The organism is Lentisalinibacter orientalis (assembly GCF_040706535.1).
Taxonomy (GTDB): Bacteria; Pseudomonadota; Gammaproteobacteria; order Steroidobacterales; family Woeseiaceae; genus Lentisalinibacter; species Lentisalinibacter orientalis.
In genome coordinates this window covers 1-16,448 of sequence record NZ_JAPDRJ010000008.1, presented here as the reverse complement: position 1 = coordinate 16,448, position 16,448 = coordinate 1, and the positions used below count along the sequence as shown (strand labels likewise).

Sequence of the window (16,448 nt, the reverse complement as noted above, 5' to 3'; positions counted from 1 at the left end):
GCCATGCTGACTACGTGAAGAACATGATCACGGGAGCGGCGCAGATGGACGGTGCGATCCTGGTGGTGAGTGCGGCGGACGGTCCGATGCCGCAGACGCGCGAGCACATTCTGCTGGCGCGCCAGGTGGGTGTGCCCTACATCGTGGTGTACCTGAACAAGGCGGACATGGTGGATGACGAGGAGCTTCTGGAGCTGGTGGAGATGGAGGTACGCGATCTCCTGTCGACCTACGAGTTCCCGGGCGACGATACGCCGATCATCACCGGCTCTGCGCTGAAGGCGTTCGAGGGGGACGAGTCGGACATCGGCGTGCCCTCGATCTACAAGCTGATCGAGGCGATGGACAGCTACATTCCGGAGCCCGAGCGTGCGGTGGACGGTGACTTCCTGATGCCGGTGGAGGACGTGTTCTCCATCTCCGGTCGCGGCACGGTGGTCACGGGGCGCATCGAGCGGGGCATCATCAAGGTGGGTGACGAGGTGGAGATCGTCGGTATCAAGGATACGACGAAGACGACCTGCACCGGTGTGGAGATGTTCAGGAAGCTCCTGGACGAGGGCCAGGCGGGCGACAACGTGGGTGTGCTGCTTCGCGGCACGAAGCGTGACGAGGTGGAGCGCGGCCAGGTGCTGGCGAAGCCGGGCTCGATCACGCCGCACACGAAGTTCGAGGCCGAGGTGTACATCCTGACGAAGGAAGAGGGTGGCCGTCACACGCCGTTCTTCAAGGGTTATCGCCCGCAGTTCTACTTCCGCACGACGGACGTGACGGGAGCGGTGGAGCTGCCGGAGGGCACCGAGATGGTGATGCCGGGCGATAACGTGAAGATGGTGGTGGAGCTGATCGCGCCGATCGCCATGGAGGACGGACTGCGCTTTGCCATCCGCGAGGGCGGCCGCACGGTCGGCGCCGGCGTGGTGGCGAAAATCATCGATTAAACAATGCAGGAGGGCCTTCAGGCCCGATTCATTTGAAATCCGGACAGATATTGCAGGCCAGTAGCTCAACTGGCAGAGCAGCGGTCTCCAAAACCGCAGGTTGGGGGTTCGAGTCCCTCCTGGCCTGCCATTCGATCCGGGTCGACGTGCAAGCATGAACGCAAAGACTGAAACACCGGAACCCGGCGCGCTGGATACGGTCAAGCTGATAGTCGCTGCCGCGATCCTGGTGGCGGGCATCTTCGGCTACTACTGGTATTCGGAGCTTGCGCTGCCGCTGCGGGTGCTCATGGTGCTGGTCGCCACGGGCGTCGGCATCGGGGTAGGCATGACCAGCACCCAGGGCCAGGCGCTCTGGAGGTTCATCCAGGGCTCGCGCATCGAGATCCGCAAGGTGGTCTGGCCGACCAAGCAGGAGACCACCCAGACGACCATCGCGGTGTTCGTGTTCACGCTGATCCTCGGCCTGTTCTTCTGGGGGCTGGATTCCATCCTGCTCCTGATCACCCGCTACCTGACCGGGCATGCCGGCTAGGCGGCCGGGCCGTCCACTGCAGGGGTAAAGCATTGGCCAAGCGTTGGTACATCGTTCACGCCTACTCGAACTTCGAGCACAAGGTGAAGTCGTCGCTCGAGGAGCGCATAAAGCTCGCCGGACTGGAGGACAAGTTCGGGGAGATCCTGGTGCCCACCGAGGAAGTGGTCGAGATGCGCGAAGGGCAGAAGCGGCGCAGCGAGCGCAAGTTCTTCCCCGGCTACGTGCTGGTGAACATGGAGATGGACGACGAGACCTGGCACCTGGTCAAGGACGTGCCGAAGGTGCTCGGCTTCATCGGCGGCTCCAGCGACCGGCCCGCGCCAATCAGCGACAAGGAAGCCGATGCCATCCTCCAGCGCGTGAAGGAAGGCGTCGACAAGCCGCGGCCGAAGGTGCTGTTCGAGCCCGGCGAGGTCGTGCGTGTGACCGACGGGCCGTTCAACGACTTCAACGGCGTGGTCGAGCACGTGAACTACGACAAGAACCGCCTGCGCGTCGCGGTCCAGATCCTGGGCCGTTCCACGCCGGTGGAACTGGACTTCGGGCAGGTCGAGAAGGTCTGACCCGTGATTGTGACGGCCGCCCCGGCGGCCGCCCGAGACTGACGACGGGGAGCCGAGAGGCGTTCGCACCCGTGAGGAAGATCTAGATGGCAAAGAAAGTAACGGGCTATATCAAGCTCCAGGTGCCTGCAGGGCAGGCCAATCCCAGTCCGCCCGTCGGCCCTGCGCTGGGCCAGCACGGCGTGAACATCATGGAATTCTGCAAGGCGTTCAACGCCGAGACGCAGAACATCGAACAGGGACTGCCGGTGCCGGTGGTGATCACGGTCTACAACGACCGCAGTTTCACCTTCATCACCAAGACGCCGCCCGCCGCGGTGCTGCTGCGCAAGGCCGCCGGCGTCCCGAAGGGCTCCGGCACGCCGAACACCGAGAAGGTGGGCAAGGTCACCCGGGCGCAGCTCGAGGAGATTGCCAACACCAAGAACCCGGACCTGACGGCAGCCGACCTGGACGCCGCGGTGCGGACCATCGCCGGCACGGCCCGCAGCATGGGCCTTGAAGTCGAGGGGGTCTGATCATGGCGAAGATGAGCAAGAGGAAGGTCGCCATCCGGGAGAAGCTGGAGCCCGGCAAGTCCTATCCGCTGGACGAGGCGCTGGGCCTGCTGAAGGACCTGGCCAACGCGAAGTTCTCCGAGAGCATCGACGTGGCCGTGAACCTGGGCGTGGACCCGCGCAAGTCGGACCAGGTGGTCCGCGGCTCGACGGTGCTGCCGAACGGCACCGGCAAGACGGTGCGCGTGGCCGTGTTCGCCCAGGGCGACAACGCCGAGAAGGCGAAGGCGGCCGGCGCGGACATCGTCGGTTTCGAAGATCTCGCCGAGACCATCAAGGGCGGCGAGATGAATTTCGACGTGGTCATCGCCACGCCGGACGCCATGCGGGTGGTCGGCCAGCTGGGCCAGATTCTGGGTCCCCGCGGACTGATGCCGAACCCGAAGGTCGGCACGGTTACCGCCGACGTGGAGACGGCGGTGAAAAACGCCAAGGCCGGCCAGGTGCGTTACCGCACCGACAAGTCGGGCATCATCCACTGCCCCATCGGCAAGGCGGATTTCGAGGTCCCGGCGCTGCGCGAGAACCTGAACGCGCTGCTCGCGGACCTGAGGAAAGCGAAGCCGGCTGCATCGAAGGGCGCCTATCTGAAGAAACTCACCGTTTCCTCGACCATGGGCCCGGGTATCGCAGTCGATCAGTCCTCCCTGGAGGCCTGATAGAGAGATGTGGCGGCCCGTTCGCGGGCCGCAGCATGCCGGGCCGGATGGTCCGGCGGATCGTCGAAGACCGCAGGTGTATCTGCCAACGGGCAGAGACTTAATCACCGAAAGCCTGCGCAGATGGTGAACCCTGAGTCAGTGAGGCTGCACGCTGCTGGCGACGGTCACCGTTTCGACAAAACGGGTGGACGGACAGGGAGTGCCGTCCGAGTCAGACCGACAGCCAGGAGGAACTCTATGGCACTGAGACTGGAAGAGAAGAAAGCAGTCGTTGCCGAGGTGAATGCTGTCGCGGGCGAGGCCGTTTCCGCCGTTGCGGCGGAATATCGGGGTCTTTCCGTCAGTGAGATGACGGCGCTCAGGACCGAGGCCCGGAACGCCGGGGTGTACCTGCGTGTGGTGAAAAACACGCTGGCACGCCGGGCGATATCCGGTACCGGTTTCGAGTGCATGACGGAAACCCTGAAAGGGCCGATCCTGCTCGCATTCTCGACGGAGGATCCGGGCGCCGCAGCGAGGGTAATCAAGGACTTCGCCAAGGAGCACGGGGCACTGAAAGCCGTGTCTCTGTCCACCGGCGGAGAACTCTACCCGGGTGCGGAGCTCGACCGGCTCGCGAGCCTGCCCACGATGGACGGGGCCCGCGCGATGCTGCTCGGCGTACTGCAGGCACCGGCCTCGAAGCTCGTGCGCACGCTGGCGGAACCGTCCGCCATGCTGGCACGCACGCTCGGCGCCTACAGCCAGCAGGCTGCATGAGCCTTTGCAACATATTGATCAGATACTGATTCAGGAAACACGAGAGGAATTTGAAAATGGCAATGTCCAACGAAGAGCTGCTTAAGGAACTGAGCGCGAAGCCCATCATGGAAGTGGTGGAACTGGTGAAGATGCTGGAGGAAGAGTGGGGCGTGTCCGCCGCCGCTCCGGTGGCAGTCGCCGCGGGTCCGGCAGGCGGCGGTGAAGCCGCAGCCGCCGAAGAGAAGACCGAGTTCGACGTCCACATGACCAGCTTCGGCAGCAACAAGGTGTCCGTCATCAAGGCGGTCCGCGCCATCACCGGGCTCGGCCTGAAGGAAGCGAAGGACATGGTGGAGGGTGCGCCCACCACCGTGAAGGAAGGCGCTTCCAAGGAAGATGCCGAGGCGATCAAGAAGCAGCTGGAAGAGGCCGGCGCGAGCGTCGAGCTCAAGTAAGCGAGCGAATACTGCTTATAGCGAACGACTTGAGGGTACTCAACTGACCATGCGCGGGCCCGGCCCGTGCGACCAGGAACCGGCAGGCGGCGTCATTGCCGCCGGCCGGTTTTCCTGCGCCCGACAGATTCATATGTCCGTACAGAGGTAATCTCTAATGGCTTACTCCTTTACAGAGAAGAAGCGCATCCGCAAGGACTTCGGCAAGCGTCCGAGTATCCTGAACGTGCCCTATCTCCTGTCGATTCAGCTCGACTCCTACCGCAAGTTCCTGCAGACGGACAAGTCCGAGGACGCGCGGGACGAGATCGGCTTGCACGCGGCGTTCAAGACGGTCTTCCCGATCGTCAGTTATTCCGGCAACGCCGCGCTGGAGTACGTCAGCTACCGGCTCGGAGACCCGGTCTTCGACGTCAAGGAGTGCCAGCTGCGCGGCCTTACCTACGCGGCACCTCTGCGCGTGAAGGTGCGCCTGGTGATCTACGACAAGGAGGCGTCGGGCACGCCCAAGCCGGTGAAGGACATCCGCGAGCAGGAGGTCTATCTCGGCGAACTGCCGCTGATGACCGAGAACGGCACGTTCGTCATCAACGGCACGGAGCGGGTCATCGTCTCCCAGCTGCACCGTTCGCCGGGCGTGTTCTTCGACCACGACAAGGGCAAGACCCACTCGTCGGGCAAGCTGCTGTTCTCCGCCCGCATCATCCCGTACCGGGGCTCCTGGCTCGACTTCGAGTTCGACCCCAAGGACGCCCTGTTCGCCCGTATCGACCGCCGGCGCAAGCTGCCGGTGACCATCATCCTGCGCGCGCTCGGTCTCACCAACGAGGAGATGCTGGATATCTTCTTCGACAAGAACGACTTCTACCTGTCGAAGAAGGAGATTCGCATGGGCCTGGTGCCCCAGCGCCTGCGCGGCGAGACCGCCACCTTCGACATCAAGATCGGCCGCAAGACGATCGTCGAGGAGGGCCGCCGCATCACCGCGAAGCACGTCCGCGACCTCGAGAAGGCGGAGCTGGAATCGCTGGTGGTGCCGCCCGAATATCTCGAGGAGAAGATCCTCGCCCACGACGTCGTGGATACCGAGACCGGCGAGCTGCTGGCAGCCGCCAATGACGAGATCACCGAGGAGATGGTGCAGCTGTTCATCGAGAAGGGCATCGAGCACATCCGCACCCTGTACGTGAACGACCTGGACCGCGGGCCCTACATCTCCAATACCCTGCGCATCGATCCGTCCACCACCAAGCTCGAGGCGCTGGTGGAGATCTACCGCATGATGCGCCCGGGCGAGCCGCCCACGAAGGAGGCTGCCGAGAACCTGTTCAGCAACCTGTTCTTCAACCCGGAGCGCTACGACCTGTCGGCCGTCGGCCGGATGAAGTTCAACCGCCGGGTGGGCCGTGACGAGATCACCGGCTCCGGCATCCTGTCCCAGGACGACATCCTGGACGTGATGAAGACGCTGATCGAGATCCGCAACGGCTACGGCACGGTGGACGACATCGACCACCTCGGCAACCGCCGGGTGCGCAGCGTGGGCGAGATGGCCGAGAACGCCTTCCGCATCGGCCTGGTCCGCGTCGAGCGCGCCGTGAAGGAGCGCCTGACCCAGGCCGAGACCGAGGGCCTGATGCCCCAGGAGATGATCAACGCCAAGCCGGTGGCGGCCGCGGTGAAGGAATTCTTCGGCTCGAGCCAGCTGTCCCAGTTCATGGACCAGAACAATCCGCTGTCCGAGGTCACCCACAAGCGCCGCGTCTCGGCCCTGGGCCCGGGCGGGCTGACCCGCGAGCGGGCCGGCTTCGAGGTGCGCGACGTGCACCCCACCCATTACGGCCGGGTCTGCCCCATCGAGACGCCGGAAGGTCCGAACATCGGCCTGATCAACTCGCTGTCCGTGTACGCGCGCACCAACGAGTACGGCTTCCTGGAGACGCCCTACCGCAAGGTGGAGAGCGGCCGCGTGACCGACAAGATCGAGTATCTGTCGGCCATCGAGGAGAGCCAGTACGTGGTGGCACAGGCCAACGCGGTGCTGGACGCCAAGGGCCGCTTCTCGGACGAGCTCGTCTCGGTCCGCCATCGCAACGAGTTCACGCTGGCCGACCCGAGCATCATCGACTACATGGACATCTCGCCGAAGCAGATCGTCTCGGTGGCCGCGTCGCTGATCCCCTTCCTGGAGCACGACGACGCCAACCGGGCGCTGATGGGCTCGAACATGCAGCGCCAGGCCGTGCCGACGCTGCGCTCCGAGGCGCCCCTTGTGGGCACCGGCATGGAGCGGGCCGTGGCCATCGACTCCGGTGTGACCGTGGTCGCCGACCGCGGCGGCGTGGTCGACTCCGTCGATGCCTCGCGCATCGTGGTGCGGGTGAACGACGAGGAGACCGAGGCGGGCGAGGCCGGTGTGGATATCTACAACCTCACCAAGTACACCCGCTCCAACCAGAACACCTGCATCAACCAGCGCCCGCTGGTGAACGCCGGTGACGTGATCGCCAGGGGCGACGTGCTGGCCGACGGTCCCTCCACCAACCTCGGCGAACTGGCCCTCGGGCAGAACCTGCTCGTGGCCTTCATGCCCTGGAACGGCTACAACTTCGAGGACTCCATCCTGATCTCCGAGCGGGTGGTGCACGAGGACCGCTTCACCACCATCCACATCGAGGAGCTGACCTGTGTCGCCCGCGACACCAAGCTCGGGCCGGAGGACGTCACCGCCGACATCCCGAACGTGGGCGACTCCGCGCTGGCCAACCTGGACGAGTCGGGCATCGCCTTCATCGGCGCCGAGGTTGGCGCCGGCGACATCCTGGTGGGCAAGGTCACGCCGAAGGGCGAGACCCAGCTGACTCCGGAGGAGAAGCTCCTGCGTGCCATCTTCGGCGAGAAGGCGTCCGACGTGAAGGACACCTCGCTCAGGGTGCCGCCCGGCATGGACGGCACGGTGATCGACGTGCGCGTGTTCACCCGCGACGGCGTCGAGAAGGATGCCCGCGCGCTGTCCATCGAGAAGATGGAACTCGAGAGCGTGCGCAAGGACCTGGACGACCAGCTGCGCATCCTCGAGGACGACATCTTCGAGCGCATGGCGCGCATGCTGCTCGGCAAGGTGGCCGAGGGCGGACCGAACAAGCTCGCCTCCGGCAGCAAGATCACGAAGTCGTATCTCGACGAGACGCCCCGTGAGAAGTGGTTCGAGATTCGCCTGAAGAACGACGAGGCCAACGAGGAGCTCGAGCGCACCGCCGAGCGCCTGAAGGCCCAGCGCGAGGACTTCGACCGCCGCTACGAGGAGAAGAAGCAGAAGATCACCGCGGGTGACGATCTCGCCCCCGGCGTGCTGAAGATGGTCAAGGTCTACCTCGCCGTGAAGCGCCGCGTGCAGCCGGGCGACAAGATGGCCGGCCGCCACGGCAACAAGGGCGTGATCTCGACCATCGTTCCGGTCGAGGACATGCCCTACACCGAGGACGGCACCCCGGTCGACATCGTCCTGAACCCGCTCGGCGTGCCCTCGCGCATGAACGTCGGTCAGGTGCTGGAGACCCATCTCGGCTGGGCCGCTAAGGGCCTCGGCAAGAAGATCGGCGACATGCTGCGGGCCCAGGAGGCCACCGCGAAGATCCGCGGCTTCCTCGAGGAGGTCTACAACAAGAGCGGCGGCAAGAAGGAGCAGCTGGACGAGTTCTCCGACGAGGAGATCATCGAGCTGGCCGGCAACCTGGTGAACGGCGTTCCCATGGCCACGCCGGTGTTCGACGGCGCCGACGAGCCCGAGATCAAGGGCCTGCTGGAGCTGGCGGATCTGCCCACCAGCGGCCAGGCCAACCTGATCGACGGGCGCACCGGCGAGCAGTTCCTGCGCCCGGTCACCGTCGGCTACATGTACATGCTGAAGCTGAACCACCTCGTGGACGACAAGATGCATGCCCGCTCCACTGGACCGTACAGCCTGGTCACCCAGCAGCCGCTGGGCGGCAAGGCCCAGTTCGGCGGCCAGCGCTTCGGCGAGATGGAGGTGTGGGCGCTGGAGGCCTACGGCGCCGCCTACACCCTGCAGGAGATGCTGACCGTCAAGTCCGACGACGTGCAGGGCCGCACCAAGATGTACAAGAACATCGTGGACGGCACGCACCAGATGCAGGCCGGCATGCCGGAGTCGTTCAACGTCCTGGTCAAGGAAATCCGCTCGCTCGGTATCAACATCGAGCTGGAGGCCGAATGATATGAAAGACCTACTGAAGCTCTTCAAGACACAGACGCCGACCGAGGATTTCGACGCCATCCGCATCGGCCTCGCCTCGCCGGACATGATCCGTTCCTGGTCCTACGGCGAGGTGAAGAAGCCGGAGACCATCAACTACCGGACCTTCAAGCCGGAGCGTGACGGGCTGTTCTGCGCCAAGATCTTCGGCCCCATCAAGGACTACGAGTGCCTGTGCGGCAAGTACAAGCGCCTGAAGCACCGCGGCGTGGTCTGCGAGAAGTGCGGCGTCGAGGTGACCCAGACCAAGGTGCGCCGCGAGCGCATGGCCCACATCGAGCTGGCGAGCCCGGTGGCCCACATCTGGTTCCTGAAGTCGCTGCCCTCGCGCATCGGCCTCATGCTGGACATGACGCTGCGCGAGATCGAGCGGGTGCTCTACTTCGAGGCGTTCACGGTCATCGATCCGGGCATGACGCCGCTGGAGCGCTGCCAGCTGCTGTCCGACGAGGCCTATCTCGAGGCCATCGAGCAGTACGGCGACGAGTTCGACGCCCGCATGGGCGCCGAGGCCGTGTTCGAGATGCTGAAGACGATGGATCTCCGCGGCGAGGTCATGAAGGTGCGCGAGGAGATCGACGGCACCAACTCCGAGACCAAGATCAAGCGCCTGTCCAAGCGGCTGAAGCTGCTGGAGTCCTTCCTCGAGTCGGGCAACCGCCCCGAGTGGATGGTGCTGACCGTGCTGCCCGTGCTGCCGCCGGACCTGCGCCCGCTGGTGCCGCTCGACGGCGGCCGCTTCGCCACCTCGGACCTTAACGATCTGTACCGCCGGGTGATCAACCGCAACAACCGGCTGCGCCGCCTGCTGGAGCTGAACGCCCCCGACATCATCGTGCGCAACGAGAAGCGCATGCTGCAGGAGTCGGTGGACGCGCTGCTCGACAACGGCCGCCGCGGCCGTGCCATCACCGGCACCAACAAGCGCCCGCTGAAGTCGCTGGCCGACATGATCAAGGGCAAGCAGGGCCGCTTCCGCCAGAACCTGCTCGGCAAGCGTGTCGACTACTCGGGCCGTTCGGTCATCGTGGTGGGCCCGACGCTGAAGCTGCACCAGTGCGGCCTGCCGAAGAAGATGGCGCTGGAGCTGTTCAAGCCGTTCATCTTCTCCAAGCTGCAGCTGCGCGGCGAGGCGGCCACCATCAAGGCGGCCAAGCGCCTGGTCGAGCGCGAGGGCCCGGAGGTCTGGGACATCCTGGAGGAGGTCATCCGCGAGCATCCGGTCATGCTGAACCGGGCGCCCACGCTGCACCGTCTCGGCATCCAGGCCTTCGAGCCGGTGCTGATCGAGGGCAAGGCCATCCAGCTGCATCCGCTGGTGTGCACGGCCTTCAACGCGGACTTCGACGGCGACCAGATGGCTGTCCACGTGCCGCTGTCCATCGAGGCACAGCTCGAGGCGCGGGCGCTGATGATGTCGTCCAACAACATCCTCTCGCCCGCCAACGGCGATCCCATCATCGTGCCGTCACAGGACGTGGTGCTGGGTCTGTACTACATGACCCGCGAGCGGGTTAACGCCGCCGGCGAGGGCATGTACTTCTCCGACGTGAAGGAGGTGCACCGCGCCTACGAGGCCGGCATCGCCGACCTGCAGGCACGCGTCAAGGTGCGCCTGACGGAGACCGTCGCGGACGAAGAGGGCGAGATGATCACCCGCACGCGGCTGGTGGATACCACGGTGGGCCGTGCGCTGCTGTCGGAGATCCTGCCCAGGGGCCTGTCGTTCGACCAGGTCAACCGGGACATGAACAAGAAGGCCATCTCCAGCGTGATCAACAGCTGCTACCGCAACGTCGGCCTGAAGGAGACGGTGGTCTTCGCCGACCAGCTGATGTACATGGGCTTCCACTACGCCACCCGCGCCGGTGTCTCCATCGGCGTGAACGACATGGTCGTGCCGGAGGTCAAGACGGAGATCCTGGCCCGGGCCGAGGCCGAGGTGAAGGAGATCCAGGAGCAGTACTCCAGCGGTCTCGTTACCGACGGCGAGCGCTACAACAAGGTGGTGGACATCTGGTCGCACACGAACGACCAGGTGGCCAAGGCCATGATGGACAAGCTCGGCACCGACGAGGTGACGGCCGCCGACGGCAAGGTCGTGGAGCAGGAGTCGTTCAACTCCATCTACATGATGGCCGACTCCGGCGCCCGCGGCTCCGCCGCTCAGATCCGTCAGCTCGCCGGCATGCGCGGCCTGATGGCCAAGCCGGACGGCTCCATCATCGAGACGCCCATCACCGCGAACTTCCGCGAGGGCCTGGACGTACTGCAGTACTTCATCTCCACCCACGGCGCCCGCAAGGGTCTGGCCGATACGGCGCTGAAGACGGCCAACTCGGGTTATCTCACCCGCCGGCTGGTGGACGTGGCCCAGGACCTGGTGGTCACCGAGGACGACTGCGGCACCCGTAACGGCATCGACATGATCCCGCTGGTGGAAGGCGGCGACGTCGTCGAACCTCTGCGCGAGCGCGTGCTGGGCCGGGTGGTGGCCGAGCCGGTCATGATCCCCGGCACCGACAAGGTGGCGCTGGACGCCGGTTCGCTGCTGGACGAGACCAGCGTGCAGCTGCTCGAGGAGCTGTCCATCGACCACGTCAAGGTGCGCTCGCCCATCACCTGCGAGACCCGCTACGGCGTGTGCTCCCAGTGCTATGGGCGCGACCTCGCACGAGGTCACCGCATCAATATCGGCGAGGCGGTCGGCGTGATCGCGGCCCAGTCCATCGGCGAGCCGGGCACCCAGCTCACCATGCGCACGTTCCACATCGGTGGCGCGGCCTCCCGCTCCGCCGCCGTGAACAGCGTCGAGATCAAGACCAAGGGCGTGGCGCGCCTCAGCAACATCAAGACCGTGCATCACGAGAAGGGCTACCTGGTGGCCGTCTCCCGCTCGGGCGAGCTCTCCGTCATGAACGAGTACGGTCGTGAGCGCGAGCGCTACAAGGTGCCCTACGGCGCGATCATCTCGGTCCAGGACGGCGACGAGGTGGAGCCCGGCCAGGTGGTGGCGACGTGGGATCCCCACACCCACCCGGTGGTCAGCGAGGTCTCCGGCACCATCAAGTTCCAGGACTTCGTCGAGGGCGTCACCATCACCGAGCAGGTGGACGAGATGACCGGTCTCACCAGCACGGTGGTGGCCGATCCGAAGCAGCGTGGCGGTTCCGGCCGCGACCTGCGTCCGCTCGCCAAGCTGGTGGACGAGAACGGGGAAGAGGTCAACTTCGCCAACACGGATATCCCGGCGGTCTACGCGCTGCCGGCGGGCGCCATCGTCAACATGCGTGACGGCGACACCGTCACCGTCGGCGACGTCATCGCCCGTATCCCCCAGGAGTCCTCCAAGACCCGCGACATCACCGGCGGTCTGCCCCGCGTGGCCGACCTGTTCGAGGCCCGCAAGCCCAAGGAGGCGGCGATCCTGGCCGAATACACCGGTACGGTCAGCTTCGGCAAGGAGACCAAGGGCAAGCGCCGCCTGATCATCACGGACGAGGAGGGCGAGAGCCACGAGGAGCTGATTCCGAAGTGGCGCCACCTGAACGTCTTCGAGGGCGAGCAGATCGAGCGCGGCGAGGTGATCGCGGACGGCGAGCCCAACCCGCACGACATCCTGCGCCTGCAGGGCGTCGAGCCGCTGGCGGATTACCTGGTGCGCGAGATCCAGGACGTCTACCGCCTGCAGGGCGTGAAGATCAACGACAAGCACATCGAGGTGATCATCCGCCAGATGCTGCGCAAGGTGATCATCAGCGATCCGGGCGAGACCAGCTACCTGCGCGGCGAACAGATCGATTTCGCGCGGGCGCTGGAGGCCATCGAGCAGATGGAGGCCCAGGGCAAGGAGCCGCTCCGCTACGAGCCGCTGCTGCTCGGCATCACCAAGGCGTCGCTGGCCACCGAGTCGTTCATCTCCGCCGCTTCCTTCCAGGAGACCACCCGCGTCCTCACCGAGGCCGCGGTACGGGGCCTGAAGGACGACCTGCGGGGCCTGAAGGAGAACGTAATCGTCGGGCGCCTGATCCCGGCCGGCACCGGCTTCGCGCATCACGCGGAGCGCCGGCGCACCCGGGAGCAGGAACTGGCCGAGCAGCTCCAGGAGCTTGAGACCGGTGCCGCGGAGGCTGCGGCCGCCGAGGCGGAGGAGGCCGAGGCTGCCAATGCCGCCGAAGAGGCCGCCGAAGAGGCCGGCGTGGAGGAGCAGACGACGACCGACGAGTGACGCCTGTGGCGGGCGGGTCCCGGGCCTGTCCGGGACCCGCCCGCTGCTTGACACCCGTGGCCGGGAGTCCATAAAATGCCCGGCCTTGCCTTGAGGCCGGCCGCTGCCGGCCTTATATAATTCTGGCGCCGGATGCCAGGGCAGGCGTCACGGTTCCACGGCACGTCTGGCGGGTCGCTCAAAACGGCACGGCAGGCGGCTTTTGTGCGTGAGTCTTGTACGTCACGCGTCTGCCCGTTCGGATTTGGATTTTTTTAAGACACAAGTGGAAGGCCCATGGCCACGATCAATCAGCTAGTCAGGAACCCCCGCAAGTCGCGGGCGGAAAAGAGTGCGGTACCGGCGCTGGAGGGCAGCCCCCAGAAGCGCGGCGTGTGCACGCGCGTGTACACAACGACGCCGAAGAAGCCGAACTCGGCCATGCGCAAGGTCGCGCGTGTCCGGCTGACGAACGGCTACGAGGTGACCAGCTACATCGGCGGCGAGGGCCACAACCTGCAGGAGCACTCGGTGGTGCTGATCCGCGGCGGCCGCGTGAAGGACCTTCCCGGCGTGCGCTACCACACCGTGCGCGGCACGCTGGACTGCGCGGGCGTGAACGACCGGCGGCAGGGCCGTTCGAAGTACGGCGCGAAGCGTCCGAAGTCCTGATCCATTAGACAGAACGATACTTACAACCCAATATCGCTGATCGAGATCGAACATGTCCAGACGTAGCCAGGCACCGAAGCGCGAGATCCTCCCCGATCCCAAGTACGGGAGTGAATTGCTCGCCAAGTTCATGAATATGGTGATGATCGACGGCAAGAAGTCCGTCGCGGAGCGCATCCTCTATGGCGCGCTGGACCGTATCGCCGATCGCAGCGGTCAGGCCGGCGACGCCTCCCTGGAGGTGCTCGAGACGGCGCTGGAAAACGTGAAGCCCGTCGTCGAGGTGAAGTCCCGGCGCGTCGGCGGTGCCACCTACCAGGTGCCCGTCGAAGTCCGGCCGCAGCGCCGGCAGACCCTGGCCATGCGCTGGGTCATCGAGGCTGCGCACAAGCGCAGCGAGAAGTCCATGGCATATCGCCTGGCTCACGAGTTGATGGACGCTGCGGACAACCGCGGCGCCGCTGTCAAGAAGAAGGAAGACACGCACCGGATGGCGGAGGCCAACAAGGCCTTCTCGCATTACCGCTGGTGATCGGCCCTCGGCGGCACTGAGTCGACTCCTTTTCTTCGAGGAATTTCCCGTGGCACGTAAGACACCTATAGAGCGCTATCGCAATATCGGCATCATGGCCCACATCGATGCCGGTAAGACGACTACGACCGAGCGCGTCCTTTTCTATACCGGCATCTCCCACAAGATGGGCGAGGTGCACGACGGTGCTGCGGTCATGGACTGGATGGAGCAGGAGCAGGAGCGGGGAATCACCATTACTTCCGCCGCCACCACCTGTTTCTGGCAGGGCATGGACCAGCAGTATCCGGAGCACCGGATCAACATCATCGACACGCCCGGCCACGTCGACTTCACCATCGAGGTGGAGCGTTCGCTGCGCGTGCTCGACGGCGCCATCACGGTGCTGTGCTCGGTGGGCGGCGTCGAGCCGCAGACCGAGACCGTCTGGCGGCAGGCGAACAAGTACAAGGTGCCGCGCATGGTGTTCGTCAACAAGATGGACCGCGCCGGCGCCAATTACCTGCGCGTCGTGCAGCAGGTGAAGGACCGTCTGGGCGCGAATGCCATTCCCATCCAGCTGCCCATCGGTGCCGAAGACGAATTCAAGGGCATCATCGACCTCCTCCGCATGAAGGCGATCTACTGGGACGAGGACAACATGGGTGCCACCTACGAGCAGAAGGACATCCCGGCCGAGCTCGCCGACCAGGCAGCGGAGTACCGGGAGCAGATGGTCGAGGCCGCGGCCGAGGCCAACGAGGAGTTGCTCGACAAGTTCCTGGAAGAGGGTGATCTCACCAACGAGGAGATCATCAAGGGTCTTCGTGCGCGCACGCTTGCCAACGAGGTCGTTCTCACCATGTGCGGCTCCGCGTTCAAGAACAAGGGCGTGCAGGCAATGCTGGACAGCGTGATCGCGTTCATGCCGTCGCCGGTCGACGTGCCGCCGATCCACGGCATCCTGGAAGACGAGAGCGAGGCGACCCGCCCGTCGAAGGACGAGGCGCCATTCGCCGCGCTGGCATTCAAGATTGCGACCGACCCGTTCGTCGGCAACCTGACCTTCTTCCGTGTCTACTCCGGCGTGCTGAATTCGGGCGACACCGTGTTCAACCCGGTGAAGAGCAAGCGCGAGCGCATCGGCCGCCTGCTGCAGATGCACTCGAACGAGCGCCAGGAGATCAAGGAAGTGCGTGCCGGCGACATCGCCGCGGCGGTGGGCCTGAAAGACGTCACCACCGGCGACACGCTGACCGACCCCAAGGACATCATCACCCTGGAGCGCATGGAGTTCCCGGAGCCGGTGATCTCCGTGGCCGTCGAGCCCAAGACGAAGGCCGACCAGGAGAAGATGGGCATCGCCCTGCAGAAGCTGGCGAAAGAGGATCCCTCGTTCCGGGTGTACACCGACGAAGAGTCCGGTCAGACCATCATCTCCGGCATGGGCGAGCTGCATCTCGAGATCATCGTCGACCGCATGCGGCGCGAGTTCAAGGTGGAGGCCAACGTGGGCAAGCCCCAGGTGGCCTATCGCGAGACGGTCCGCAGCCCGGTCGAGCAGGAAGGCAAGTTCGTCCGCCAGTCGGGCGGCCGCGGTCAGTACGGTCACGTCTACATCAAGATCGAGCCGCGCGAGCCGGGCGAGGGCTACGAGTTCGTCAACGCCATCGTCGGTGGCGTGGTGCCGAAGGAGTACATCCCCGCGGTGGACAAGGGCATCCGGGAGCAGATGGAGAACGGCGTGATCGCGGGTTATCCGGTGGTGGACTGCCGGGTCACGCTCTACGACGGCTCCTATCACGACGTCGACTCGAGCGAGATGGCGTTCAAGATCGCCGGTTCGATGGCCTTCAAGGAAGGCGCGGCCAAGGCGAGCCCGGTGCTGCTCGAGCCCATCATGAAGGTGGAGGTCGTCACGCCCGAGGAATACATGGGCGACGTCATGGGCGACCTGAACCGCCGGCGTGGCCTGCCTCAGGGCCTGGATGATTCCGCCATGGGCAAGATCATCCGCGCCGAGGTGCCGCTGGCGGAGATGTTCGGCTATGCGACGGAGCTGCGCTCCATGTCACAGGGCCGTGCGACGTACTCGATGGAGTTCGAGAAGTACGCCGAGGTGCCCAACAACGTCGCCGAGGCCGTGATCAAGAAGGCGGGCTGACAGTAGTCCTGAAGTTTGTTTAGAGCTCGATCTGAAAGGTAGGCAGAGATGTCCAAAGCGAAGTTTGAGAGAACGAAGCCCCACGTGAACGTAGGCACGATTGGCCACGTGGACCACGGTAAGACGACTTTGACGGCTGCGATGACGAAGGTGATGGCCGA

General features: G+C 65.1%; 13 protein-coding genes and 1 tRNA gene. All 14 read left to right on the top strand.

The features are described 5' to 3' along the window. Nucleotides 1–941, top strand: a 941-nt coding sequence (gene tuf, locus ACJMK0_RS19175; RefSeq protein WP_405240889.1) for an elongation factor Tu, incomplete at its 5' end; no start/stop codon positions are given. 54 nt (nt 942–995) lie between these two features. Continuing rightward, nucleotides 996–1,071 (top strand) — tRNA-Trp (locus tag ACJMK0_RS19170). A 24-nt stretch (nt 1,072–1,095) separates the two neighbouring features. Continuing rightward, nucleotides 1,096–1,476, top strand: a complete 381-nt coding sequence (gene secE, locus ACJMK0_RS19165; RefSeq protein WP_405240887.1) for a preprotein translocase subunit SecE — start codon at nt 1,096–1,098, stop codon at nt 1,474–1,476. Between the two features lie 32 nt (nt 1,477–1,508). Beyond that, nucleotides 1,509–2,042, top strand: coding sequence for a transcription termination/antitermination protein NusG (nusG, locus tag ACJMK0_RS19160; protein ID WP_405234744.1), 534 nt, complete (start codon nt 1,509–1,511; stop codon nt 2,040–2,042). A gap of 86 nt (nt 2,043–2,128) precedes the next feature. Further along, a complete protein-coding gene (rplK, locus tag ACJMK0_RS19155; RefSeq protein ID WP_405240885.1) occupies nt 2,129–2,560 on the top strand; it encodes a 50S ribosomal protein L11 in 432 nt (143 codons plus the stop codon). A 2-nt stretch (nt 2,561–2,562) separates the two neighbouring features. Further along, the gene (rplA, locus tag ACJMK0_RS19150; RefSeq protein WP_405240883.1) at nt 2,563–3,258 is read left to right on the top strand and encodes a 50S ribosomal protein L1; all 696 of its coding nucleotides are present in this window, start codon (nt 2,563–2,565) and stop codon (nt 3,256–3,258) included. Between the two features lie 240 nt (nt 3,259–3,498). Next, nucleotides 3,499–4,020: a 50S ribosomal protein L10 gene (gene rplJ / locus ACJMK0_RS19145; RefSeq protein ID WP_405240881.1), complete on the top strand. Its 522-nt coding sequence runs from the start codon at nt 3,499–3,501 to the stop codon at nt 4,018–4,020. Nucleotides 4,021–4,076: 56 nt separating this feature from the next. Next, nucleotides 4,077–4,457 carry a 50S ribosomal protein L7/L12 gene (gene rplL / locus ACJMK0_RS19140; protein WP_405234747.1) on the top strand — a complete coding sequence of 127 codons (381 nt, stop codon included), beginning with the start codon at nt 4,077–4,079 and terminating at the stop codon, nt 4,455–4,457. 157 nt (nt 4,458–4,614) lie between these two features. Further along, the gene (gene rpoB / locus ACJMK0_RS19135) at nt 4,615–8,694 is read left to right on the top strand and encodes a DNA-directed RNA polymerase subunit beta (protein ID WP_405240879.1); all 4,080 of its coding nucleotides are present in this window, start codon (nt 4,615–4,617) and stop codon (nt 8,692–8,694) included. A 1-nt stretch (nt 8,695) separates the two neighbouring features. Next, complete coding sequence (gene rpoC, locus ACJMK0_RS19130; protein WP_405240877.1) at nt 8,696–12,961, top strand: DNA-directed RNA polymerase subunit beta'; 4,266 nt, start codon at nt 8,696–8,698, stop codon at nt 12,959–12,961. Nucleotides 12,962–13,237: 276 nt separating this feature from the next. Continuing rightward, nucleotides 13,238–13,612 (top strand): 30S ribosomal protein S12, encoded by a 375-nt coding sequence (rpsL, locus tag ACJMK0_RS19125; RefSeq protein WP_405228409.1) that lies wholly within the window; start codon nt 13,238–13,240, stop codon nt 13,610–13,612. A 52-nt stretch (nt 13,613–13,664) separates the two neighbouring features. Continuing rightward, nucleotides 13,665–14,144, top strand: coding sequence for a 30S ribosomal protein S7 (gene rpsG / locus ACJMK0_RS19120; protein WP_405228407.1), 480 nt, complete (start codon nt 13,665–13,667; stop codon nt 14,142–14,144). Nucleotides 14,145–14,238: 94 nt separating this feature from the next. Then, nucleotides 14,239–16,287: an elongation factor G gene (gene fusA, locus ACJMK0_RS19115; protein ID WP_405240891.1), complete on the top strand. Its 2,049-nt coding sequence runs from the start codon at nt 14,239–14,241 to the stop codon at nt 16,285–16,287. 48 nt (nt 16,288–16,335) lie between these two features. Then, nucleotides 16,336–16,448, top strand: a 113-nt coding sequence (locus tag ACJMK0_RS19110; protein ID WP_405228427.1) for a GTP-binding protein, incomplete at its 3' end; no start/stop codon positions are given.